Source organism: Aulosira sp. FACHB-615 (assembly GCF_014698045.1).
Taxonomy (GTDB): Bacteria; Cyanobacteriota; Cyanobacteriia; order Cyanobacteriales; family Nostocaceae; genus Nostoc_B.
The window spans coordinates 276,464-299,100 of record NZ_JACJSE010000004.1; the positions used below are offsets into that span (position 1 = coordinate 276,464).

Genomic DNA, 22,637 nt, shown 5'->3' on the forward strand with positions numbered 1-22,637 from the left:
GGGTCGCTTTGTCTCGGTGCAACAGATGTCTGACCCACAGAAACTCGCTCCAATGGCTTGCTCCTTTCGTGGCGCGTCATTTCGATTTAACAGCCCTCTGGCCCACAGAAATGTCTCCCGTACAGTACCTCTGCTTCACAGATATAGATAATGCCCGCATAATCGGTGAAAAAAGTGATTGCGACCTTATCCGCAATCTTCTCTGCCATCTCCCTGGTTTCGGTGAGTACCTCGAACTTGACATTTGAATCGGTATCGGCAGTGTTGGGTTTACCTGTAGAGCGCACGTTGCGACTGCCTTTACCGCCAGTATCCACAACCGTATAACCGGTCGCCCCGCATTCATCGATGATCTTGGCGACCTTTTTCAGCAGAACCTTTTCCGTAACGATGACGAGCTTGTTGGCACGCTTGGCCATGTTGCTTACCTCCTGAAATGATGTACATTGATTTACTTGGTCTGCCCGATCAAGGAAGCGCCGACAGACCTCAATCCATCTGGGATTAGCCGCCGATCGCTTGGGCAAGTCCGAGGAAGAACGGTATACACAAGCCGATCGCAACTGGCGTACCGACGGCTGTGGACGCGCCTATATAGGCAGATGGATTAGCTGACGGGATACCAGCTCGCAATGTGGGCGGCCCTGAGATGTCGGAACTGGAGGAGGCGATGACAGCTAGAATCACAACACCGCCCATGCTGAATCCCGCGACTTGGTGGGCAATCATGCCGAGACCGAAGGCAATTAACCCATGTACAAACGGTGCCACCACACTATACACAACATACCACTGGGCTACCTTACGCAGTTCGCCAATTCTTGACCAAGCTTCCATCCCCATGACCAGCATCAAGATTGAAAGCAAGCCACGAAAGGCGGGATCGTAGAAGCTTTTATAGACACTTTCCGGTTGGGTGAACAGTCCCAGAGCTAGACCTAACAACATTGCCGATAGGGCAGGCCCCCGGAGGCTTTCCTCGATAATTGGCCATATCTTGACTTTGTTATCCCCAGCATCCTGCTGCTGGCTGAGATACTCCTGCCGGCTGCTGGGATAATCTTTTTGATCGGGATAATCGCCAGCCACAACGGGCTGCTCAAGAGAGTAGGCTGCTTCTTTACGCTTCTTCTTGTTGAGATAAATATTAGCCACAACAATTGCTGTTACCAGCGCGGGGATATCCATAAAGGGATAGAGTGCGCCAGCCCATGCCTCGTATGCCATCTTTTGTTCTTCCAGTACTGTCAGACCGGCAGCCATTGTAGAGCCACTCACGGCTCCAAACAATCCCCCGGTTGCGATCGCATCAACGACTTTGACCTTTGGCAGCTTGGCTAACGTATAGCGCGAGATGAATACAATCGTAATCCCTGTTATTACAGCAAAGATCATGGGTAACACCATCTCCGTCAGGTTAGAATTACGGATCGCAATTCCACCAGTTAGACCGATTTTGGTGAGCAGCATGAAGACGATGATCGTACAAATCGACTCAGGAATGACCAATTCGCTACCGAGGGCAGCGATGATCATGCCACCAATCAAAAAGGCGAGTGTTGGGGACTGCAATTGGGCAATGAAGTCCGTCACGAACAACGACACAAAATCCACGAATGCCTCCTTCTCCTCGGATGACGAGTATTGCAATAAATGAACTAAATGAACCGGAGGTTATTAAACCGGATGAGATTGGTGATTGCCATCATTGAGGTCAATGAACGGTATATCAAACGAACTAGAACCGACCCTTTTCATATAAAGGATGGGTTATAGATAAAAGTCGGCTGGATAATGGAATCTAACATCTGCGATCGCGTACTCAAAAAAGTCTCGACAACAGATTGCCGAGCGACTTCAAACTTTGAAAAACTAAATCGTAATAGTTAAATCATTTTGATATTCTTAACTTTACGCTACTCTGGGTAGTAATATTTACTTAGTGATCAAAAAAAAAGTTTTTGTATGTATAGATATTCTTCTATGGTTTTTAGATCACTAAAACTGCGAAGCCGTCGGTCGGGAGTAGCAGAACAATGTCAGTAGACCGAAAAGTTTGGCGATCGCTAGAAAATAGTAGTATTTGATACCATTTTTGGAGAAAAGTGTAAAAGCTGATTGCTTGGGATAAGCGATAAATTTAGCTGATTAAATAACCCCAAAAACTAGACAAAATCAGCCGGATGATAAATAGAGCAGGCTAGTGCTGAAGTATAAATTTCTCTGTTGCCATCGGCGGTTAATTATTCTTGCTTGTATCTCAATAGAATGAGAAACGCTATAAGCATAGAACGAATAATTACCATTTTTTGCTTGACTTTTAAATTTTGACTTCTATAAATATATGGTGCTTCTAATTGGGATGGTTCACCATTGTATGTAAGTCCTATGTTTGTTAAATTCTGTATGGCAAATTTATCTGGAAGACTATGGACTGTATTCATTTAACGGGAATTCGCTGCTATGGCTACACTGGATATTTGCCAGAAGAGCAAGTTTTAGGACAATGGTTTGAGGTGGATATTAAATTGTGGTTGGATCTTGCCCAAGCTGCTGAAACGGATGCGATCGCAGATACTCTTGATTATCGCAGTGTAATTAGCACTATTCAAAGCTTAGTTAAAACATCTAAATTTGCTTTACTAGAAAAGTTAGCAGGTACAATCGCTGACTCTATCTTGCAACAGAGCGATCGCGTCACACAAGTCCAAGTCTTTGTTACTAAACCCGCCGCGCCTATTCCTGATTTTGGCGGCAAAATTAGAATTGAACTGACTAGAGGTAACAGGTGACAGGTTACAGGTGATAGATAATAGATTAATATCTACTGAAGAATTACGGGTTTTTGTTTACGGTACACTAAAACCCGGTGAAGCTAATTATCAAAAATATTGTGCAGAAAAGGTAATAAATACCAAAAGGGCAGTCGTATTAGGCAAGCTATTTGCTTTGCCTATGGGCTACCCAGGGATGACATCGGGACAAAATCAAGTCCACGGCTATTTGCTTTCTTTCGCTGACCCACAGGTTTTACAATCGCTAGATTACCTGGAAGATTACCAACCCCATCGACCCACCTCAGAAAATCTTTACAATCGCCAAAGAGTTGAAGTGTACACACCCCAAGGCGAAGTTCTGGGTTGGGCTTGGGTTTATGTAATGAGTTTAGAACTTGTTCACCAGTTCAACGGCACTTTTTTGGCTGATGGCTGGTGGAGTGGTTGTGGTTTAGCACTCACTGAATTTTAGATTTTAAATTTTGGATTTTGGATTGAAAATTCAAGAGCCAAAATATTCAGGGAAAGAATCTAAAATCCAAAATTGATTGACTTGGGATTAATTCAAGTCTGGCTGAACGTTGTTCAGTTCCGGCTGGTTGAAGTCAATAGTGCTTTCTGGGGTAGTGACTGCTGCTTTGGGAATTTCAATCACTGGGTTATTTATCGCCACCATCAGGGGTGCTGTGGGGGTAGTAGATGTTTTAGCGGCTGATGGAGATTCGATTTCTGCTGGGGGTTTTTGTGCCAGTTGCGGTGTCCTAGATTCACTTCCAGGTAGCAAACCCGAAACTACACTAATAAAACAAGCTGCAACAGCCGCACCACCAAATGTCCAGGCTAGGCGTGAGCGACGACTCAACCGAGAGAAGACTTTTTGGGCTGTGACTTCTGGTGATTGTGCGGTGTCTGGAACTGGTAAAGTCCGTAAACCTTGCCGCAGTTTTAATAATCTAGCGTACAGGCATTGAACAGAGGCATCATTAGCCAACCATTCTTCTACTTGCCTGCGTTCTGTAGCTGTTACCTCACCATCGAGGTATGCACTTAATAACTCGAAGCGATCGCGCTTCACCATATCTGTAGTACCCGTTGATTCATTGGTATGTTGATCCATCCCTGCTGACAAATCTCCAGTAAGTTGTGAGTGGGAACGGTCGTTAAACTGAGAATCAGTAGTCATCTTAACATTATTACTAATCCATACACGGGTAAAGCAAGCTAGTAATTCTCAGAAATTCATTGATCAATTCCTGATTTTTCCTGACGGCAGCAGCAGACGTTTTGATTCCTCACAATTCTTAATCAATGTTTAAATTATCGCATTTAACAAAGGAAAGAGATTGTAATTTAGGTATCTAGATAATTTTGCAATTGCGCTTGCAGTCTGGATCTGGCTCTAGCTATTCTTGATTTTACCGTACCCAAAGAAACCCCTGTGATTTCGGCGATTTCTTCATAAGCCATGCCTTCAATTTCTCTTAAGACGATTGTAGTCCGAAAAACTTCTGGTAAGTCAGCGATCGCTTCTCGCAGTTGCTCATAAAATTCTCTGGTGGTCAACTCCTCTTCTGGCCCTGGAGTATCACCAGCAATTTCCCAATCCATTTCGCCATCATCTACCGCACGGGGAGCATCTAGGGACAATGGACTCACAACCCGCTTGCGTTTACGCAATTCATCGTAAAACAAGTTAGTAGCAATCCGGCTTAACCAGCCGCGAAACTTAGCAGGTTCTTGTAATCGGTTAATATTCCGATAGACTCGAATCCACACTTCTTGAGCCAAGTCGGCTCTATCCGCCCAATCGGGCGCTAAGTGGTATAAAACCCTATCTACTTGGGTTTGATAGCGACGCAGGAGTTCTGCAAACGCAGCACGATCTGGACGCAATCCCGCTTGACAGCGCAAAATTAAATCGTGGTTTGAGAGCTTGTCAACTTGCACCGATGCTTCTGAATATTTCGCATCAACCGTTGACCAGGATACAGCAATCGATTGACTCATAGATCGTATTCGCTTTAAATCATCCCTTACTATTAGACCTATGAAATGACAGTATGTTCCTGATTTAAGTGCCGGATTAATGACTGGAACACAAAAGCCCCGAATTTTGGTGAGATTCCTGGTTACAACAATGGTGCTGAACTCTAGTTTTCCACCAAAAAATAGGGTTTGCTGTTGAATCAAGCCACATTTATACTTATAGGTGTTTTACCTATAATTGTGCGGCTGATAGCAACTGACTATTTACCCTTGACAAATTTTGTTTTTTATGTATATCAGATTAAATCTGTTATCACCTATCACCTGTAACCTGTCACCTGCTCCCTGCTCCCCTGCCCCCTGCTCCCCTGCCTCCTCACCCCTCACCCTCACGGCAAAAATCTAAATCTGTTGACAGACGAATAGCTAAATTTCTGAGCTTCTACTTTGAATACTGAATTGAGTTTGAAGAAGTCGTTAGACTGTTTTAAAGATTGTGGTAACTTCACTAAGGGTAGAGTAGAATCTTGTTTTTGGTGATTGTTGCCGGAGATGATGAAGCTCGCAGAAATTCATAATTATTAATTATGAGTCAGACATTATGAATTTCTGCTGGCATCCTGGAAAACTCATGTTATTTATTGGGTCTAGTTACCAGAATTGTAGTTTTTTCTGGATGTTCTTGATAAATAGCATCAGTGTTCGCTGGATTTGTGATCCGAACTTGAAGAAAGAAATTAATGGAAAATGTGATTGTGACTGCTAACAATAGTTTTTCAAACATGAATTATCTCCCACCCACACCATTAATAATTAATTACCGTACTTGGAGAGTTCTAGAAACAAGCCTGAACGGAGGAAACCTGCGTTCGGTCTTTACAGGAATCAAGGTTTCTCTCCAGAAGTTTTATTTGCTGGGACATTTGCTTAAGTTAAGTTTGCCCAGAAAGATTGGCGAATATATAAGGAAACAGATAAGTATTTATGAATTATTGATAATTGGATGATGAGCGCATTCAATTATTCCAAGAGATGGATCTGTCAGGGATAAATAATAGGCGATCGCAATGATAAGAAATGAATCTATAACGCGTGTAGCAATGTTTCTCTGTTTTGGCGCAGCCATCTTGTCTTTAGCTGTCCATTGGCGAGTGACGACAACACAACAACAGTCGGATAATTCTGCCCCTAATCGGAAGTTTCCTGGGAGTATAGGAGAGACAGCCTTTGGCGCGTCTACAACTGCTGATGAATCTATTCCAAAACAGGATTCTGATCGTAAGTCAGGTATAGTCATCCGAAATGTAGCTAGGGATACGGCTATACCTAATAACAGAAGATTTGTTGGCGCTGAGTCAGAATCAAAAGAAAATCGAAATACTGATACGCAACCAAAATCATTTTTTACCCAGTTTTCCACTCAACAAAAAACGGCTAGTAAACTGGGGGGGATGAAAATGCAAGTGGTGGTTGATTTAAGCGATCGCCGCACTTATGTTTATCAAGGAGATTTGGTTATCGCTAGTTATCCAATTGCTATAGGGAAAAAAGGCTGGGAAACACCTACGGGTTCTTTTCAAGTCATGAATATGCAGCATGACCCGATTTGGCGACACCCCATTACTGGTAAAGTGTTTCCTGCTGGTAGTGACAGCCCTTTGGGGGAGCGTTGGATTGGCTTTTGGACAGATGGACGCAATGAAATTGGGTTTCATGGCACACCAGATATCCATTTGTTAGGAACTGCCATTTCTCACGGTTGCTTGAGAATGCGTAATTCTGATGTCCGTTTGTTATATGACCAAGTTAAAGTCGGCACATTGGTAACAGTGCGTGATTAATCAAGAGTCAAAAGTCCATAGTCAAGAGTTTGTGTTAAAACATCCTAACCATCAACTATTGACTATTGACCAAAATTTATTTCTGCTCGAAGCTAGGGGCGTAGACTTGGAGTAAGCTACTAACTTGACGCAGCACTTCATTGCTTTTTACCAAAAATGGTGTTCTGTTATCTCCGATGTTGGGTTGGTCGAGGTTGCGACCGATTGCTTCGCCGACTTGCTGAGAAATCAACTCTTGTAATTCGGCCCTGGCACGTTGTCGTTGGTAGTTAGCACCTTCTTCTGTTGTGGCATATAAAGGTGGCAGGCGGTTGAGGGCATAGGCAGCGATATCACCCACATCAAGAGAACTTTCGCTGGTAGCTTCAATCTCGGCAACACGGGCGATCGCTTCTGTCAACACCAATTCTTCCATGACGTTGATAAATTGTTTGCGAGGTACCGCCACTACTTCACCTGTTAATAAAGCTCCCATTAATCGATCCAGGGCCATATACTCTTCTATTGAGAGTTCCGATGCGTTATCACAAATTCGCCCAACTTCTGCTTCCATTGCTGGTGTGAGATAACCATCCTGAAGAGCTTGTTCTACAATTTTTTCAATACTCATAACGCTCATCTTTTTTAAGCCACCCAAGTAAGGTAAGGACGGTACAAATCCAATTTATCTTGCCCAATTATCGGTGCATAATCTACAAATTATGCACACAGGTTATTAGTTAACATTTTTTATTGAAAAATCTGTGTTCGCCAGGGTACAGGGTCAACAGATTGGCCATTGACATACAAGCCCCAGTGCAAGTGCGGCCCTGTAGACGCGCCAGTTGAACCAACTGCGCCAATTAATTGACCAGCTTTCACAAAGTCGCCTTCCTTAACGTTAATGCGACTTAAATGTAACAATATGCTGGTTACTCCTTGACCGTGATCAATCCCGACTACATTGCCATGAACTCGGAAGCCTTGTGAAACTGTACCCACTAAAGCAACTCTTCCAGATGCTGGGGCGGTTACAGGTGATCCTGCGGCTCCGGCGTAGTCTACACCCCGATGATAATAATCCTTTGCAAATTTACCATTATAGTAACGACGTACGCCATAGATTGTACTAATCCGGGCTTTGCTGGGTGCGAGGAATTTGCCGTCCCAATATTTTTCAGGGGTTTGCAAAGCTTTGAAGGCAGCGACACGCTTGAGTTCATGTTCGGTGGCTCCATCGGCGGATTTCCCTGGTGGGAGGGTGATGCGTTGTATGGGAAATTTGCGCGATCGCAATTTGACTGTTAAATTCTTAACTTGACCATCTCCCGCAATTTTTAAGGTTCGATTTCCTGCTGTTTCTAGGGGAGTGGTGGGAATGAAGGCTCGATATTTGTTTGGTGCAACAGCAAAGGCTGGGTAAGTTTTCTCACCTACTACTACTGTTGGTTGCTGATTATTTTCTTGGGTGACATCAATCATTACCGACAGGGTGTCTCCCAACTGGGGATTACTCGGAGATAACTGTACTTGTAAAGCTGCTGCTGGTAATGCCAATCCCAGAGGTAAAGAGATAAATATCCCGTAGAAAAGATTTTTTGTGTGGCGAGTTACTAGCCGACTCTGAGAACTTTTAGTATGATTCTCGATAATCATAGAAATATAATATAATTCCTTTCTTTTGTGAACATCTAGCCTAAATGATCATTGCTAGGGCTTTGTCCGCAATGTAATTATTTTTGAACACCATAATATTATGTCAATAAACATTCTAATGAATAAGCTATACCGATTTGGATGCGATCGCCAATAATCATCATTTGTTTCCATGAAATACTCTAGGCAGTCAAGCAAACAATAAGCTAAAACATGGTTAAGCGTTGTTGTTGCCAACCCTTGTTTTGCCGATACATTATAGTGTCCTAAGATTGATTACTCAAATAGAAGTTGTATCAAAAATTATTAAAGTGGTTATCAAAATCAACTAAACCACAAAAGCCACAAAGGCAGTGCTATAAATAAGCCAATAAATGTCAAGGCAATACTGCTGGCTAATAAGTTGCGATCTAAATCATAAACTTCTGCCAAAATTAATACAGAAAGACCAGTAGGTGTACCGGACATTAACACTAGTACTAAACGTTGTTCACCAGTTACACCAAAAAAGGTGGCGATCAATCCCACTAATACAGGTACAATAAAGACTTTCAGGACGCTGGCAATAGAAGCAATTTTAATACTTTTCCAGCCTGTAATTGTACCTAAACGCAGACCGACGAGTAACAAAGCCAAGGCGATGACTACCCAAACAGCTTGTTCTAATCCTGACTCAACAACTGCTGGTAATTGGATAAATTGAGTACTCAAGCCCAGAAAAAATGTCCACAAGCTAGGAACTGTAATTAAATCGCGTAGCTGAGTCCACCAGTGCTGATTGATTGTGCTTTTACCAAAATAGCTGGCAATTAAGACTGCTATACCATAAGTGCCGATGACGTTGTTGGTAACGCTGAATAATACTGCCCAGTCGTTGTTGGCTGGACTAGTAAGGACTTGGGTGAGGGTGAGTCCAACAAAACCAGTATTCCCTAAAATGGTAGCGAGAATAAAACTGCCTAAACTAGCTTGCATCAATGGCATGTCCACGGCTGATTCTGAGGCTGGCTGTTGATGATGTCGGAACCACCGTATAGCTTGCCAAATCAACAATGCTAAAACCAAACTCAGCAGTAATACTGCAACTGCAACTCCAGGGATGAGGAAGCCGTGAGATAAATCAGTATGACGTGCTAAAACAAAAAGTTGTAATGGCACTCCCACCCAATACAAGCTGTTCCCCAGCCACTTGAGAAAATTATCTGAAGTTAATCGAGAACCTAATAATCCTATCCCAATCCACAGGAAAAGCGGGGTGTAAGCATGAATCAAACTTTCAATCATGATAGAGTGGCACCTTGGTTGAGGTGTCAAGAAATTGTGGATTTTGGATTGAATCTCAAATCTAAAATTCAAAATCTAAAATTCAGCACAGCCTCTTACATTATCATTTAACGCGATGTGCGACTTATTCTTGAAACCCCTCTCCAAACCTCTCACGCCAGTCGCTACAACGGAGGGAACCTCCGCAACGCGCTGGCTCCCCGAAACGGAGAGAGGCTTTGAATCTTGCTCCCCTTCCCTGGTAGGGAAGGGGTTGGGGGTTAGGTTTGAGAGAAAGTCGCACACGGCGTTATTTATTCTGCGTAGGCCTCCATTGGTAAACAAGCACAGACAAAGTTTTTGTCGCCAAAAGCAGCATCAATACGACCGACAGTAGGCCAGAATTTTGCATCGCGCGTCCAAGGTGCGGGGTAGGCGGCTTGTTCGCGGGAATAGGGATGAGTCCATTCGCCAGCGATGAGACTTTCGGCGGTGTGGGGTGCGTTTTTCAAAAGATTATCTTCAATATCCATTTTGCCTGATTCAATTTCGGCAATTTCTTGACGAATAGCAATCAAAGCATCACAAAAACGGTCTAATTCTGCTTTTGATTCGCTTTCTGTGGGTTCTACCATGATAGTTCCCGCCACAGGCCAGGAGACTGTCGGCGCATGGAAACCATAGTCCATTAATCGTTTAGCAACATCATCGATATCGATGTTGGCGGATTTTTTGAGCGATCGCAAATCTAAAATACATTCATGGGCAACTAAGTTATTTTTACCTTTGTACAACACTGGATAGTAGTTTTCTAGTCGCTTGGCAATGTAGTTAGCATTCAAAATTGCCACTTTCGTTGCTTGGGTTAAACCAGCCGCCCCCATCATGGCAATATACATCCAAGAAATGACTAAGATGCTGGCACTACCCCAAGGTGCGGCGGCGACTGCGCCTGTTGAGTGGGGAGTGGGGAGTGGGGAGTGGGGAGTGGGTTTATTTATGGGAACTACGGCGTGTCCGGGGAGGAAGGGTACGAGATGGGATGCGACACCAATTGGCCCCATACCAGGGCCACCGCCACCGTGAGGAATACAGAAGGTTTTGTGCAAATTCAAGTGACAAACATCTGCACCAATATCGCCGGGACGACACAACCCGACTTGGGCGTTCATGTTTGCCCCATCCATGTATACTTGTCCACCGTGACGGTGTATAACTTGACAAATTTCTTGAATGGCTTCCTCAAATACACCGTGAGTTGAAGGATATGTCACCATCAACGCCGCCAGTTCACTACTGTGCTTTTCGGCTTTGGCTTTGAGGTCTTCTACATCAATATTACCGTCAGCATCACAGGCAACGGCTACGACTTTCATCCCACACATCACCGCACTTGCTGGGTTGGTTCCATGCGCGGAGGTGGGAATTAAACAGATGTTGCGGTGTGCTTCGCCGCGACTAGCATGATATTCATGAATGACCAACAGTCCGGCGTATTCTCCTTGGGAACCTGCATTTGGTTGTAAAGAAATTCCCGCAAACCCAGTAATTTCCGCTAACCACGCTTCAAGTTGCTGAAACAGAATTTGATAACCGCGTGTTTGTGATGGTGGTGCAAAGGGGTGTATCTTGCCAAATTCCTCCCAACTCACCGGAATCATTTCGGCGGTTGCGTTTAGTTTCATGGTACAAGAACCCAAAGGAATCATCGATGTTGTTAGGGATAAATCCTTGGTTTCTAGTTTGTGCAGATAACGTAACAACTCTGTTTCGGAGTGATAGCGGTTAAATACGGGATGGGTGAGGTAGCTGCTTTGACGGCGTGGCAAAATATCGGTAGTGGAATTTGTTAATTCTTCTACAGAGAAAGATAATTCATCTTGACCAGCGAAAATCTGCCACAGGTCGATTAAATCTTCTGCTGTAGTTGTCTCATCTAAAGATATACCAACAGCAGTCTCATCAAAAATTCGTAAGTTGATATTCCTACCTTGGCAACCTGCAAGAATAGTTTCGAGGTTTTGTGTACCTAACTCTACTCGTAACGTATCAAATACATTTTCTGAACTAATTTTGTAACCCAGACGCTTTAAGCCTGCTGCCAAAATTACAGTTAACTGGTGAATATTTTCGGCAATATTCTTCAGTCCCTCTGGCCCGTGATACACGGCGTACATACCAGCCATTACCGCCAATAGTACCTGGGCGGTACAAATATTACTGGTGGCTTTTTCTCTGCGGATGTGTTGTTCGCGGGTTTGCAGTGCTAGACGTAATGCAGGCTTACCGTTGACATCTCTAGATAACCCAACAATGCGCCCTGGAACTTGGCGTTTATACTCTTCTTTGGTGGCAAAGTAAGCAGCATGAGGGCCGCCAAACCCCAAGGGAATACCAAAGCGTTGAGTACTACCTACAGCAATGTCCGCACCAAATTCACCGGGCGGGGTGAGTAAAGTTAAGCTGAGGGGGTCGGCGGCGACTGTAACTAACGCCCCGACTGTATGGGCTTTTTCGATAAAGGCGCGATAGTCGTAGATAGTGCCATCGGTGGCTGGGTATTGCAAGACTGCGCCAAAAATCGGTTCAGCAAAATCAAAAGTTTGATGGTCGCCGATAATAATATTGATTCCTAGAGGTTTTGCTCGTGTTTGTAAGACATCAATGGTTTGGGGATGACAGTCACGGGAAACAAAATAGCTATGGGCTTTCGTTTTGCTGACACCATAACTCAGACTCATGGCTTCGGCGGCGGCGGTGGCTTCATCGAGTAAGGAAGCGTTGGCAATTTCCAAACCTGTTAAGTCAATAATCATAGTTTGGAAATTCAGCAGTGCTTCTAACCGTCCTTGGGCAATTTCGGGCTGATAGGGGGTGTATGCAGTGTACCAACCAGGATTTTCTAAGATATTACGACCAATTACAGGCGGGGTAACGCAGTCGTAATATCCCATACCGATGTAGGAACGACACACTTGATTTTTAGCCGCAATGTTTTTTAACTTTGCTAAGGCGGCATATTCACTTTGTGCGTCGGGTAATTGTAGTGTTTGCTGCGATCGGATGGCTTGTGGTACTGTGCGATCGATGAGTTCGTCTAGGCTGGCAAAACCCAGAACTTCCAACATTTGCTGAATGTCTTTGGTGTTGGGGCCTATATGTCGTTCTAAAAAATTAGAGTACGCTGTATTTTCAGGAAGGGTAGACTGGGTTTGAGGGGCATGGAATACCACAAATCGAACTCCGGACGCAACTATTTAATATTTTGCAATAAAAAATACTTTTAACAAGTCGGCGGTAAATAAAAAAGATGAAGGATGAAGGCTGAAATTACTCTGCGATAAGCCACCCAAAGGGTGTCTGCATACTTCACACTTCATACTTCACACTTTTTACTCTTGTCCTTCTACCAGTGCGCTGTACTGACTGGCAGTTAAGGCATCATCTAGTTCACTGGGGTCATCAACACGTATTTTCAGTAACCAACCTTCGCCATAAGGGTCATCGTTCAGTAGTTCGGGATCATCAGCCACAACAGGGTTAATTTCTACCACTGTACCGGTTACGGGTGAAAAAACTTCTCCAACGGCTTTGACTGATTCAATTGTGCCTAATTCATCACCCTTAGCAAAAAGTTGACCAATCTCTGGCAGTTCTACAAATACAATTTCCCCTAATTCTCTGGCGGCAAATTCGGTAATGCCAATGGTAGCAATGTCACCATCTAGCCGTACGTATTCATGGCTATCCTGGTATTTTAAATCATCAGGATATTGAGACATATCACTTACCCTCCAATTATCACTAAAATTATTGTTCTCACAGTAATGCTGGTCATATTTAATAATCAGGTTTACTGTAGCTTGAGTAGTTCACAACACATTATTCCTTAAAAAGCAGCGAAGGATGAAGTAAAAAATGTGATGTTACTTTATCCTTTTGTTTTTGACCGATAAAAGGGGCGTTTGACTACTACTGCGGGGTAGGCTTTACCGCGAATTTCCACTTCTAGCTGTTGACCAACCTTTGCTATTTTGCTGGGAATATATGCTAAAGCAACAGGATAACCTAGTGTGGGAGATATCGTCCCACTGGTAACTTCTCCTACAACTTGACCTGCGGATAAAACTTGGTAGCCGTGACGGGCGATGTTACGTCCTTGCATTTGTAAACCTACGAGTCGGCGTTGCACTCCATTGGCTTTTTGCTGTTCTAAGACTGACCGACCAATAAAGTCGCCTTTAGTATCGAGGTGAACTAACCAGCCTAAACCTGCTTCTAGAGGTGTGATGTTATCGTCGATGTCTTGTCCATAAAGTGCCATTGCGGCTTCGAGGCGTAGGGTATCTCTAGCACCTAGTCCTGCGGGAACGACACCAGCATTGTAGAAATTACGCCATAATTCTATGCCTACTTCTGGGTCTACCATAATTTCAAAGCCATCTTCGCCGGTGTAACCTGTACGGGCGATAAAGGCTGGTTGACCGAGTATATTTGCTTGTAAATGACCAAAGGCTTTAATTGGTTGTAGGTCTTGTTCTACAAATGGCTGGAGATATTTCTCAGCTTGTGGCCCTTGCAAGGCAATTAAGACTTTTTCGGGTGAGAGGTCTTGAAATTGAATGTCATCTAAGTTGAGGTTTTGCAATAGCCAGGTTTTGTCTTTGGCTGTGGTTGCTGCATTAACAACGATCGCTACTTTTTCTTCACTTTGATAATAAACAATAATATCGTCAATGATTCCCCCTTGGGGATTTAACAATACTGTATATTGCGCTTGACCCGCTTGTAAGCGACTCAAGTCAGAAGGGACTAAACCCTGGAGTTGGTCAATGACTTTTTTACCTTCCAAGGTGAATTTGCCCATGTGGGAGATATCAAACATCCCCGCAGCATTTCTCACAGCTTCGTGTTCGCTGGTAATACTGCTGTATTGTACAGGCATTTCCCAACCACCAAAGCTGGTGAAGCGGGCTTTAAGTTCTACACCCAGTTGATATAAAGGAGTTCGCGCCAAGGATGCGGCGATGTTTTCTTGATTAGCCACAGGTAGTTATGCTCTTCAACTGCTATATATCCTAAGTCAAGGATGAAGCCTGAAGTCTGAAGTATAAAATTTCCGACTTCATACTTCACCCTTCAGACTTTAACCTAGTAATGTTATTTGTAGGAGTATTGAGTTTTGTTAAGAATAAGTTATGAAAAATTGGCGCATACTAGCGAGTGTTGTTTTAGCAATGGCTTTATTGTTATTCCCCTTATCGGCGGAGGCTGCTAGTTCTTCGAGTATTACCCGTTCGGCTGGGGATGAAGTGATAGCAAAGGATTATTCTGGTCAAAGTTTAGTGGGTAGTGAGTTTACCAACGTTGATTTGGAGAATGCTAACTTTAGCAATGCTGACTTACGCGGCGGTGTGTTTAACGGCACTATCCTAGAAGGTGTAAATCTGCATGGTGTAGATTTTAGTAATGGTATAGCTTACTTGACTAGGTTCAAAAATGCTGATTTGACTGATGCAATTTTGACAGATGCGATGATGCTGCGATCGACCTTTGATAATGTTGAGATTACAGGTGCAGATTTTACGAATGCCGTGTTAGACGGGACACAGGTGAAAAAACTCTGTGCTAAAGCTAGTGGTGTCAATTCTAAAACAGGTGTAGATACACGGGAGTCTTTGGGTTGTAGGTAAATTGATAAAAATAACCCTCCAGATATTTGGAAGGTTTTAATTGATGAAATTTTGAATACAGCAGTCATATTTGATTTGTGAAAGTCAAGAGGCTCAGATCCCCGACTTCTTGAAAAAGTCGGGGATATTTTGGTTCACGAAGGGTTTAGGATTACTATATTAATCAGCAGAACAATTACTCAGGATTTGTAGATTGTTCATCTGCTAAATGAAAAGTTTTTTCTATTTGCAGTCTTTGTTCGGCGTTACGTAAAAAATAGCCATCTACCATAGCTGAACCTAGTAATCTGCCTAATTCTTCGCGGTTAGTAGTAATCATAGTATTAAATCTGTCATGGGGCAAATTGCCTAAGATTGCCACAATTGTCTGTTGAATTAAGTGTAATACTTCTGGGGAATCTGGTTTAGATAGTTGGACAACTGTATCTCGATTGAGAGATTGTAGATATTGCCAAAACTGATTATTTTTAATATCTTCCGGCATAAAGTTGTCTGGCTGGTGAGGAGAAAGATTACTCATAGGATGATTTATTTTGTTGCGGCGATATCTTGAATTTATCAGATTTTTGCAATATATAGATTCAAAGTAACCGAACATCTCATATCTGGTTTATTCTACTTCTGATAAATCTTGCTTGGCTAGAAAGAAGTAGGTTCTATGTAGGAATAAAAATATTATTTTCTATATATATGTATCAAAAATAACTAGTGATTTATTCTATAAAAATATAAATTTTTGACAAAATATAGGCAAATATCTAATTAATTTGATAACATCATAAAACCCTTATCAAATTGCTTAGGATACCAGTCGAAAAAATATCTTAGGCATCTATATTGCTTAATAGCTGGCAACTTGCTATAGCCTATTAGATTGTTGTTAAGTTTTCTCTTCAGAATCGCATCTATCTCTATTGACCGTTGCAAGTATTCAATTTGGAGACAGATATGAAAAAATTATTGCCATTGATCATCAGTAGCATTTTGTTAGTTGGTGCTGTTGGTTGTCAAGAAAATCATCAAGATGCTGCTAGAAGTTCTACTAATAACCCAACTTCCCAAGCATCAGCAAAACCCGCTTCTCAAACTACAGATAAAACACCTAAAGATACAACTGAGAAAACAGCAGTAACTAAAAATACTCCTGTAACTACAAAATCTGAGGGTGCATTAAAAAGTGAAGTTGTTAAAAAGCTGAAAGCCGAGTTACCAAATAATAAATTAGAGGTAGAAGCTAAAGCGGGGAATATCGTAATTAAAGGGACGGCGACATCGAATGCAGAGTTAAAAAAAGCTGAAAAATTAGTTAAGGAAGTCAAAGGTGTGAAGAGTGTCAAAGTAGAAGCGAAAGTGCTAATACCTAATAAGATTTAACTTTAGCCTGTATGTAAACCCCTCAGACTGGAAGTCTGGGGCTATACAAACAAAGCCTGCCTATTGCGATTGGCGCACCACGCAGGCTAATTATATTTAGTAGGAGAATTGAGCGTTTTGAGTAAGTCCTGGTAAAGAATCATTACCAGATTCAACTAATTTGCATTTGACAGGGATAATTACTGTATTTTATCCATCACAACTGATTTTTTGTGAGGGTGCTGTGCATAGAAGTTTTGATTTAAATTGCTTATCTGGATTCTTCAAAATCACTAAATATACTAGAGTAACTATTCCTGTGATTAGTCTGGCTTTAGCAGTAATTATGCCTAATGCTGCTTTAGCTGAGACTGTGATGCAAAAAGTTGCACGTACAGGGGTACTGACTGCTGGTACTAGTAAAGATGCACTGCCTTTTGCATACACCGATGACCAAGGTAAATTAACTGGTTATTCGGTAGATATGTTAAATGTCATCAAACAACAATTAGAAAAACAATTAGGCAAAAAAATTCAATTAAAATTAGTCGGTTTGACTCCTGCACAGAGAATTCCAAAAATAGTTAACCGGGAAGTTGATATTGTTTGTGATGCTAGTAGTTTTACTTGGGAACGAGATAAAAAGGTTGATTTCTCGGTGAGTTATGGTGTGACGGGGACGCAATTATTAGTGAAATCAGGTAGTGATATTGGTTCGCCAGAATCGTTAATTGGGAAAAGAATTGGGGTGTTAGCACAAACTACAAATGAATTAGCAATTAAACAGGTACAACCCCAAGCTAAGTTGGTTTATTTGAAAACTCGTGCGGAAGGTTATACAGCGTTAGAAGAAGGCAAAATTGATGCTTTTGCGTCTGATAGTATTTTGTTGGAAGGATGGTTGCAAAAGGCAAAGAATCCTGATAATTTTGCGATCGCACCTGATCGACCTTTTTCACGAGAAGGTATCGCTTGCATGGTTCCAGAGGATAATTCTAAGTTTCTCGATGCTGTAAATTATTCTCTGGTGAAGTTTATGCAAGGTTTTGTCAACGGCGATAGTAAATATGTGGCTATTTTTGACCGTTGGTTTGGGCCGCAAGGCGCGGTTTTTCTGAATCGAGATTTGCGCGATTTAACTGTGGAAACGATGCAATTGGTGATTGAGTTTCGTGAGGAAATTCCGAAGAGAGAACTGTAATTAAGTTGGGTCAATTGGTCACGGAAGATTAAGTTCAAATTCCCAATTTCTTCTCCTGTATAATTTACGCATCAAAACGAAAAATCAAGGGTTTGGGGTGTAAGGATTTTAAATAAAGACACCCCAAACCCTTTCACCCTGACACCCAATCTCCACGGATAATTTTTGTGCGTAAGTCCTGTCCTGCACTTGTACCAACGTGCAGAATGGTACATTGATATTACTCCACTATATGTCCTTCACGCCAAAGCGATACCAACCATCACTTACTTTGTCATTGCAGAGATAAACTAAGCAGTAATCAGGGTATAATTGGACTCCGTTTTGATCCCTCTTTTTATTACAGGGAGAGAAAAATACTAACACCAAATTAAAAAATGATTGCGACAGATGGATGGCTCAAAAGCTTACCGATCAACCCTTACCCAATCCAAAATCTAAAATCTAAAATGGTATAACTCACTTATGAATGCTAAACAAAATCATTTAAACACCCTTGTTGATAATAAACGTAAAACTAAGAGTTTTGGATTATTCTTTGCTGTACAGTGACTAATTAAATGTCGTCGTGACAAATTAGTGTCATTTATTAAATGCTTGTACAGCAAGAGTTTTAGCTATTCATTAGATATTACATTATTTCTCAGCAGTGACTAAATAAATGTCGCTTTCCGTAATTATGACAAATTAACTGTCGCTTCGGAAATTAGAAAAAAGGTTTTGTATATTTTCATGGTGACAAATTGACTGTCGTTTTCCCAACAGTTAGAATAACATTATGTATTTATAATCTGCTATTAATTCATGAACAGAAATGTTATGTCTGATTTGACTGTTCATACATCTGTAAATGCTGCGGACGTTTTATCACAAGAGAGCAACACATCTCCTGAAACTAATGTGATTGTTACAGAACTCTCAGAAGAAGCCCAACTGAAGTTAGAGGTAATCCAAAGTTTGCTGGAACCATGCGATCGCACAACTTATGGGCAGAAGCTGAAGGAGGCTGCGGAAAAACTGGGTGTGACAGTGCGAACGGTGCAGCGTTTAGTAAAAAAATGGGAAGAGGATGGCTTAGTCGCATTCACTCAGACAGGTAGGGCTGATAAAGGAAAACATCGAATTGGTGAGTTTTGGGAAAACTTCATCATTACAACTTACAAGGAAGGTAACAAGGGTAGTAAACGCATGACTCCCAAACAAGTTGACCTGAGAGTTCAAGCTAAAGCACGAGAACTAGGCGACTCAAAACCGCCTAATTACAGGACAGTTTTAAGGGTGTTAGCTCCTATTCTGGAACAGAAAGAAAAAACTAAGAGTATCCGCAGCCCTGGTTGGAGGGGAACAACACTTTCAGTTAAAACCCGTGAAGGGCAAGATTTATCTGTTGACTACAGCAACCATGTCTGGCAATGTGACCATACCCGTGTAGATGTTTTGTTAGTAGATCAGCATGGTGAACTTCTAGGTCGTCCCTGGCTAACAACAGTAATTGACACCTACTCTCGTTGCATTATGGGTATCAATTTGGGTTTTGATGCGCCTAGTTCAGTGGTAGTAGCTTTAGCATTACGCCATGCAATTTTGCCAAAAAGGTACGGTTCAGAGTATAAGCTGCACTGTGAATGGGGAACTTACGGTAAGCCAGAACATTTTTATACTGATGGAGGTAAAGATTTTCGTTCAAACCACTTAAGCCAGATTGGGGCGCAATTGGGGTTTGTTTGTCATTTACGCGATCGCCCCAGTGAAGGTGGTATTGTTGAGCGTCCTTTTAAGACATTGAATGACCAACTATTTTCAACGCTTCCAGGGTATACCGGATCTAATGTACAGGAACGCCCAGAAGATGCGGAGAAGGACGCAAGACTCACTCTCAGAGAACTAGAACAGTTACTTGTTCGCTTCATTGTTGACCGCTACAACCAAAGTATTGATGCGCGAATGGGCGATCAAACTCGCTTTGGGCGTTGGGAAGCGGGATTACCTACAGTACCAGTGCCAATCGAAGAACGTGATTTAGATATTTGCCTAATGAAGCAGTCACGACGCACAGTACAAAGAGGTGGATGCTTACAGTTTCAAAATGTGATGTATCGAGGGGAGTATCTAGCAGGATATGCTGGGGAAACGGTCAATTTAAGATATGACCCCAGAGATATTACAACGGTGCTGGTTTATCGCCAGGAGAAAAGCCAAGAAGTTTTTCTGACTCGCGCTCATGCTCAAGGTTTGGAGACTGAGCAACTTTCACTAGATGAAGCCCTTGCTGCTAGTCGTAGACTGCGTAATGCAGGTAAAACTGTTAGCAACCAAGCCTTATTGCAAGAAGTCCTTGAGCGTGATGCTTTGGTAGCAAACAAGAAAAGTCGCAAGGAACGCCAAAAATTGGAGCAGGAAATCTTGCGTTCTACTGCGGTTAATGAAAGTAAAACTGAGTCCTTACCATCTCCAGTTATGGAAGCAGAAGAAGTGGAATCTACTACTCAGGTTCAATCTTCATCTCCAGAACTAGAGGTGTGGGACTACGAACAATTGCGTGAAGAATACGGATTTTAAACAATGACAGATGCACAAGCGATCGCCAAGCAATTGGGTGGGGTCAAACCAGATGATGAGTGGTTGCAAGCTGAAATTGCTCGTCTCAAGGGCAAAAGCATTGTTCCATTACAGCAAGTAAGGTCTTTGCATGATTGGTTAGATGGAAAACGTAAGGCACGGCAATCCTGCCGAGTAGTTGGGGAATCACGCACGGGTAAGACAGTTGCTTGTGATGCCTACAGATACAGACAAAAAGTACAGGCGGAGGTGGGACGACCACCAATTGTCCCTGTGGTTTATATTCAGCCGCCCCAAAAATGCGGTGCTAAGGATTTGTTTCAAGAAATTATTGAGTATCTAAAATTTAAAGCAACTAAGGGAACAGTATCAGATTTTCGTGGCAGAACAATGGAGGTATTAAAGGGCTGTGGCGTAGAAATGATCATTGTTGATGAAGCTGATCGCCTCAAGCCTGAGACGTTTGCTGAGGTGCGTGATATTTATGACAAGTTGGGGATTGCTATTGTTTTAGTAGGAACTGATCGATTAGAGGCAGTTATTAAGCGAGATGAACAAGTTTATAACCGCTTTCGGGCTTGTCATCGTTTTGGGAAGTTGTCAGGGAAGGAGTTCCAAGATACTGTACAAACTTGGGAAGATAAAGTTTTAAAGTTACCATTGCCTTCTAATCTCATTAGCAAGGATATGCAGCAGATTTTAACTTCGGCAACCGAAGGTTACATTGGTCGGCTAGATGAAATTCTTAGGGAAGCAGCAATTCGTGCTTTATCAAGGGGATTAAAGAAAATTGACAAGGCTGTTTTACAGGAAGTGACACAGGAGTATAAGTGATGGCAGCACCAGATGTTAAACCCTGGCTTTTTATTATCCAACCCTATGAAGGGGAAAGCTTGAGCCATTTTCTAGGTCGATTTAGACGTGCTAACCATTTATCTCCTGCTGGGTTGGGCAATTTGGCAGGTATTGGTGCAGTAGTAGCACGGTGGGAAAGGTTTCATTTTAACCCTCGTCCCAGTCAAAAAGAGTTAGAGGCGATCGCATCTGTAGTAGAAGTAGATGCAGACAGGTTAGCTCAAATGCTTCCACCTTTGGGAGTGGGTATGCAGCATGAGCCAATCCGCCTGTGTGGGGCTTGCTATGCCGAAGCACCTTGTCACCGGATTGAGTGGCAATATAAATCAGTGTGGAAGTGCGATCGCCATCAACTCAAAATTTTAGCGAAGTGTCCCAATTGTCAAGCACCTTTCAAAATGCCTGCGTTGTGGGAGGATGGGTGCTGTCATAGATGTAGGATGCCATTTGCAGAAATGGCAAAGCAACAGAAGAGCTAATCATATTAGAAAAAAGAATCAAATTAACCAGTTCTCCGAATTTTTTCGGTTATCCAAAAAATTTGTGTAATGGTAGGGAGTACCCGTCTACAGTGATAGTTAGCGTAGAGATGCTATAGATAAAACTGCCATTTGAATACTACTGAATTTAACTAAATATCTTAATTTTACAAATATCTTCATTCCGCCATTGTAACTAATAGCGGTAATAATAAGTTTGGTAATTGAGCTAATAAATTTGATATCTCTGGTAATAATGATTTTCTTACATCTAATCCTTTTGGTGAATTTCCTGATTTTATTAAAATATTAAAATTATCAAGCTCATCCATAAATTGTTGAATTGCACGTTTTTTAGCTGCAAATTTTTGAACATTTTCTAGAGGGATATTATCACTGATCAAATTGAGAGACTCGGTTTTAATTAGTTTTAAAGGTTTTTTACTATTATTTCTTATTATTTTTAAATTATATTTTAAAATTTTGATATTTTCATGATGTTCATTGACTGCATTGACCATTGCATTCCGTTTGCTTTCTTTTGATATTTTTTCCTCTTTTAAACGAGTAACCATTACACCTATTATAAATGTAAAGATTGAAAATATTTGTTTAAACAACCCTGTTAACTCGAATTGAGGTAGAGCTAAATAAGTAAATAAAAAAGGAGAAATTAACACCAAAATAGTAGGTAAAATAATAGGTCTTTTATTTAACCAAATAGTAACTTTATGAATTAACCTTTTATATTTTTTATCAAATCCAATTAATAATCCTTTGTGTATAAACCATACAATTACTAAAATTGTAGCTAAAATAGACGGCAAAAAATTTGGCGTTGACTCAGACATAATTTATTGAATGTTAAAATATCAAAGTTTATTTTAACATCCAGATTTTGGGTTAACTCATATCTTGCACCTCTCCGTACAACCCCAGGTTAAGTAAAAAGATGCGCGATAAAGATACTTCACTTTTATAGGTTTTTGTCGTTA

At 41.8% G+C, this 22,637-nt stretch carries 22 protein-coding genes; 9 read left to right on the plus strand and 13 right to left on the minus strand.

Translation table 11 applies throughout. From position 1 onward, the window contains the following. Positions 1 to 86 precede the first annotated feature (86 nt). Both H6G77_RS08410 and H6G77_RS08415 read right to left on the minus strand, forming a co-directional pair. A complete protein-coding gene (locus tag H6G77_RS08410) occupies positions 87 to 419 on the minus strand; it encodes a P-II family nitrogen regulator (RefSeq protein ID WP_190590389.1) in 333 nt (110 codons plus the stop codon). Between the two features lie 85 nt (positions 420 to 504). Further along, a complete protein-coding gene (locus H6G77_RS08415; protein WP_190590390.1) occupies positions 505 to 1,614 on the minus strand; it encodes a sodium-dependent bicarbonate transport family permease in 1,110 nt (369 codons plus the stop codon). Between the two features lie 815 nt (positions 1,615 to 2,429). Between H6G77_RS08415 and folB the strand changes: the two genes are divergently transcribed. After that, positions 2,430 to 2,792, plus strand: coding sequence for a dihydroneopterin aldolase (gene folB, locus H6G77_RS08420; RefSeq protein ID WP_190669201.1), 363 nt, complete (start codon positions 2,430 to 2,432; stop codon positions 2,790 to 2,792). A gap of 10 nt (positions 2,793 to 2,802) precedes the next feature. Then, complete coding sequence (locus tag H6G77_RS08425; RefSeq protein WP_190669202.1) at positions 2,803 to 3,249, plus strand: gamma-glutamylcyclotransferase; 447 nt, start codon at positions 2,803 to 2,805, stop codon at positions 3,247 to 3,249. 87 nt (positions 3,250 to 3,336) lie between these two features. Here H6G77_RS08425 and H6G77_RS08430 read toward each other — a convergent pair whose 3' ends face one another. The 3 genes from H6G77_RS08430 to H6G77_RS08440 form a co-directional block, all read right to left on the minus strand. Further along, positions 3,337 to 3,960: an anti-sigma factor gene (locus tag H6G77_RS08430; RefSeq protein ID WP_190590393.1), complete on the minus strand. Its 624-nt coding sequence runs from the start codon at positions 3,958 to 3,960 to the stop codon at positions 3,337 to 3,339. Positions 3,961 to 4,127: 167 nt separating this feature from the next. Then, the gene (locus tag H6G77_RS08435) at positions 4,128 to 4,784 is read right to left on the minus strand and encodes a sigma-70 family RNA polymerase sigma factor (protein WP_190590394.1); all 657 of its coding nucleotides are present in this window, start codon (positions 4,782 to 4,784) and stop codon (positions 4,128 to 4,130) included. Between the two features lie 613 nt (positions 4,785 to 5,397). Next, a complete protein-coding gene (locus H6G77_RS08440; RefSeq protein ID WP_190590395.1) occupies positions 5,398 to 5,547 on the minus strand; it encodes a hypothetical protein in 150 nt (49 codons plus the stop codon). Positions 5,548 to 5,830: 283 nt separating this feature from the next. Between H6G77_RS08440 and H6G77_RS08445 the strand changes: the two genes are divergently transcribed. After that, the gene (locus H6G77_RS08445) at positions 5,831 to 6,604 is read left to right on the plus strand and encodes a L,D-transpeptidase (RefSeq protein ID WP_190871321.1); all 774 of its coding nucleotides are present in this window, start codon (positions 5,831 to 5,833) and stop codon (positions 6,602 to 6,604) included. 76 nt (positions 6,605 to 6,680) lie between these two features. Here H6G77_RS08445 and H6G77_RS08450 read toward each other — a convergent pair whose 3' ends face one another. The 6 genes from H6G77_RS08450 to gcvT form a co-directional block, all read right to left on the minus strand. After that, a complete protein-coding gene (locus H6G77_RS08450) occupies positions 6,681 to 7,223 on the minus strand; it encodes a late competence development ComFB family protein (protein ID WP_190590397.1) in 543 nt (180 codons plus the stop codon). Positions 7,224 to 7,333: 110 nt separating this feature from the next. Continuing rightward, positions 7,334 to 8,239: a M23 family metallopeptidase gene (locus H6G77_RS08455; RefSeq protein ID WP_190871322.1), complete on the minus strand. Its 906-nt coding sequence runs from the start codon at positions 8,237 to 8,239 to the stop codon at positions 7,334 to 7,336. A gap of 324 nt (positions 8,240 to 8,563) precedes the next feature. Beyond that, the gene (locus tag H6G77_RS08460; RefSeq protein WP_190590399.1) at positions 8,564 to 9,523 is read right to left on the minus strand and encodes an AEC family transporter; all 960 of its coding nucleotides are present in this window, start codon (positions 9,521 to 9,523) and stop codon (positions 8,564 to 8,566) included. 293 nt (positions 9,524 to 9,816) lie between these two features. After that, the gene (gcvP, locus tag H6G77_RS08465; protein ID WP_190871323.1) at positions 9,817 to 12,735 is read right to left on the minus strand and encodes an aminomethyl-transferring glycine dehydrogenase; all 2,919 of its coding nucleotides are present in this window, start codon (positions 12,733 to 12,735) and stop codon (positions 9,817 to 9,819) included. Positions 12,736 to 12,894: 159 nt separating this feature from the next. Next, positions 12,895 to 13,284, minus strand: a complete 390-nt coding sequence (gcvH, locus tag H6G77_RS08470) for a glycine cleavage system protein GcvH (protein WP_190590401.1) — start codon at positions 13,282 to 13,284, stop codon at positions 12,895 to 12,897. A 149-nt stretch (positions 13,285 to 13,433) separates the two neighbouring features. Beyond that, on the minus strand, positions 13,434 to 14,549 hold the full coding sequence (gene gcvT / locus H6G77_RS08475) for a glycine cleavage system aminomethyltransferase GcvT (RefSeq protein ID WP_190871324.1): 1,116 nt from the start codon (positions 14,547 to 14,549) through the stop codon (positions 13,434 to 13,436). Positions 14,550 to 14,700: 151 nt separating this feature from the next. On the opposite strand from gcvT, the gene H6G77_RS08480 reads away from it, so the two are divergent. Beyond that, positions 14,701 to 15,195 carry a pentapeptide repeat-containing protein gene (locus tag H6G77_RS08480; protein ID WP_190669206.1) on the plus strand — a complete coding sequence of 165 codons (495 nt, stop codon included), beginning with the start codon at positions 14,701 to 14,703 and terminating at the stop codon, positions 15,193 to 15,195. Between the two features lie 175 nt (positions 15,196 to 15,370). On the opposite strand, the gene H6G77_RS08485 is transcribed toward H6G77_RS08480, so the two are convergent. Further along, on the minus strand, positions 15,371 to 15,715 hold the full coding sequence (locus H6G77_RS08485) for a DUF760 domain-containing protein (RefSeq protein ID WP_190590404.1): 345 nt from the start codon (positions 15,713 to 15,715) through the stop codon (positions 15,371 to 15,373). A 428-nt stretch (positions 15,716 to 16,143) separates the two neighbouring features. On the opposite strand from H6G77_RS08485, the gene H6G77_RS08490 reads away from it, so the two are divergent. The 5 genes from H6G77_RS08490 (at position 16,144) to H6G77_RS08510 (ending at position 21,642) form a co-directional block, all read left to right on the plus strand. Beyond that, positions 16,144 to 16,569 carry a BON domain-containing protein gene (locus H6G77_RS08490; RefSeq protein WP_190590405.1) on the plus strand — a complete coding sequence of 142 codons (426 nt, stop codon included), beginning with the start codon at positions 16,144 to 16,146 and terminating at the stop codon, positions 16,567 to 16,569. A 325-nt stretch (positions 16,570 to 16,894) separates the two neighbouring features. Further along, positions 16,895 to 17,749: an amino acid ABC transporter substrate-binding protein gene (locus H6G77_RS08495; protein WP_190590419.1), complete on the plus strand. Its 855-nt coding sequence runs from the start codon at positions 16,895 to 16,897 to the stop codon at positions 17,747 to 17,749. An 804-nt stretch (positions 17,750 to 18,553) separates the two neighbouring features. Then, the gene (locus H6G77_RS08500; protein WP_242049165.1) at positions 18,554 to 20,308 is read left to right on the plus strand and encodes a Mu transposase C-terminal domain-containing protein; all 1,755 of its coding nucleotides are present in this window, start codon (positions 18,554 to 18,556) and stop codon (positions 20,306 to 20,308) included. Between the two features lie 3 nt (positions 20,309 to 20,311). Next, a complete protein-coding gene (locus tag H6G77_RS08505) occupies positions 20,312 to 21,142 on the plus strand; it encodes a TniB family NTP-binding protein (protein ID WP_190871325.1) in 831 nt (276 codons plus the stop codon). Beyond that, positions 21,142 to 21,642 carry a TniQ family protein gene (locus tag H6G77_RS08510; protein WP_190871326.1) on the plus strand — a complete coding sequence of 167 codons (501 nt, stop codon included), beginning with the start codon at positions 21,142 to 21,144 and terminating at the stop codon, positions 21,640 to 21,642. The genes H6G77_RS08505 and H6G77_RS08510 overlap by 1 nt, the downstream gene beginning before the upstream one ends. 179 nt (positions 21,643 to 21,821) lie before the next feature. Here H6G77_RS08510 and H6G77_RS08515 read toward each other — a convergent pair whose 3' ends face one another. Continuing rightward, entirely contained in the window at positions 21,822 to 22,493 is a 672-nt protein-coding gene (locus H6G77_RS08515) for a hypothetical protein (RefSeq protein WP_190871327.1), read from the minus strand. Positions 22,494 to 22,637: the final 144 nt, after the last annotated feature.

Bases quoted from the DNA above. Each gene is read 5' to 3' on its own strand.
- H6G77_RS08435 (WP_190590394.1), bottom strand. From the start codon at position 4,784: ATGAGTCAATCGATTGCTGTATCCTGGTCAACGGTTGATGCGAAATAT.
- H6G77_RS08430 (WP_190590393.1), bottom strand. From the start codon at position 3,960: ATGACTACTGATTCTCAGTTTAACGACCGTTCCCACTCACAACTTACT.
- H6G77_RS08445 (WP_190871321.1), top strand. From the start codon at position 5,831: ATGATAAGAAATGAATCTATAACGCGTGTAGCAATGTTTCTCTGTTTT.
- gcvH (WP_190590401.1), bottom strand. From the start codon at position 13,284: ATGTCTCAATATCCTGATGATTTAAAATACCAGGATAGCCATGAATAC.
- H6G77_RS08480 (WP_190669206.1), top strand. From the start codon at position 14,701: ATGAAAAATTGGCGCATACTAGCGAGTGTTGTTTTAGCAATGGCTTTA.
- H6G77_RS08410 (WP_190590389.1), bottom strand. From the start codon at position 419: ATGGCCAAGCGTGCCAACAAGCTCGTCATCGTTACGGAAAAGGTTCTG.
- H6G77_RS08490 (WP_190590405.1), top strand. From the start codon at position 16,144: ATGAAAAAATTATTGCCATTGATCATCAGTAGCATTTTGTTAGTTGGT.
- H6G77_RS08510 (WP_190871326.1), top strand. From the start codon at position 21,142: ATGGCAGCACCAGATGTTAAACCCTGGCTTTTTATTATCCAACCCTAT.
- H6G77_RS08500 (WP_242049165.1), top strand. From the start codon at position 18,554: ATGAACAGAAATGTTATGTCTGATTTGACTGTTCATACATCTGTAAAT.
- folB (WP_190669201.1), top strand. From the start codon at position 2,430: ATGGACTGTATTCATTTAACGGGAATTCGCTGCTATGGCTACACTGGA.
- H6G77_RS08515 (WP_190871327.1), bottom strand. From the start codon at position 22,493: ATGTCTGAGTCAACGCCAAATTTTTTGCCGTCTATTTTAGCTACAATT.
- H6G77_RS08460 (WP_190590399.1), bottom strand. From the start codon at position 9,523: ATGATTGAAAGTTTGATTCATGCTTACACCCCGCTTTTCCTGTGGATT.
- H6G77_RS08440 (WP_190590395.1), bottom strand. From the start codon at position 5,547: ATGTTTGAAAAACTATTGTTAGCAGTCACAATCACATTTTCCATTAAT.
- H6G77_RS08455 (WP_190871322.1), bottom strand. From the start codon at position 8,239: ATGATTATCGAGAATCATACTAAAAGTTCTCAGAGTCGGCTAGTAACT.
- H6G77_RS08450 (WP_190590397.1), bottom strand. From the start codon at position 7,223: ATGAGCGTTATGAGTATTGAAAAAATTGTAGAACAAGCTCTTCAGGAT.
- H6G77_RS08505 (WP_190871325.1), top strand. From the start codon at position 20,312: ATGACAGATGCACAAGCGATCGCCAAGCAATTGGGTGGGGTCAAACCA.
- H6G77_RS08495 (WP_190590419.1), top strand. From the start codon at position 16,895: ATGCCTAATGCTGCTTTAGCTGAGACTGTGATGCAAAAAGTTGCACGT.
- H6G77_RS08485 (WP_190590404.1), bottom strand. From the start codon at position 15,715: ATGAGTAATCTTTCTCCTCACCAGCCAGACAACTTTATGCCGGAAGAT.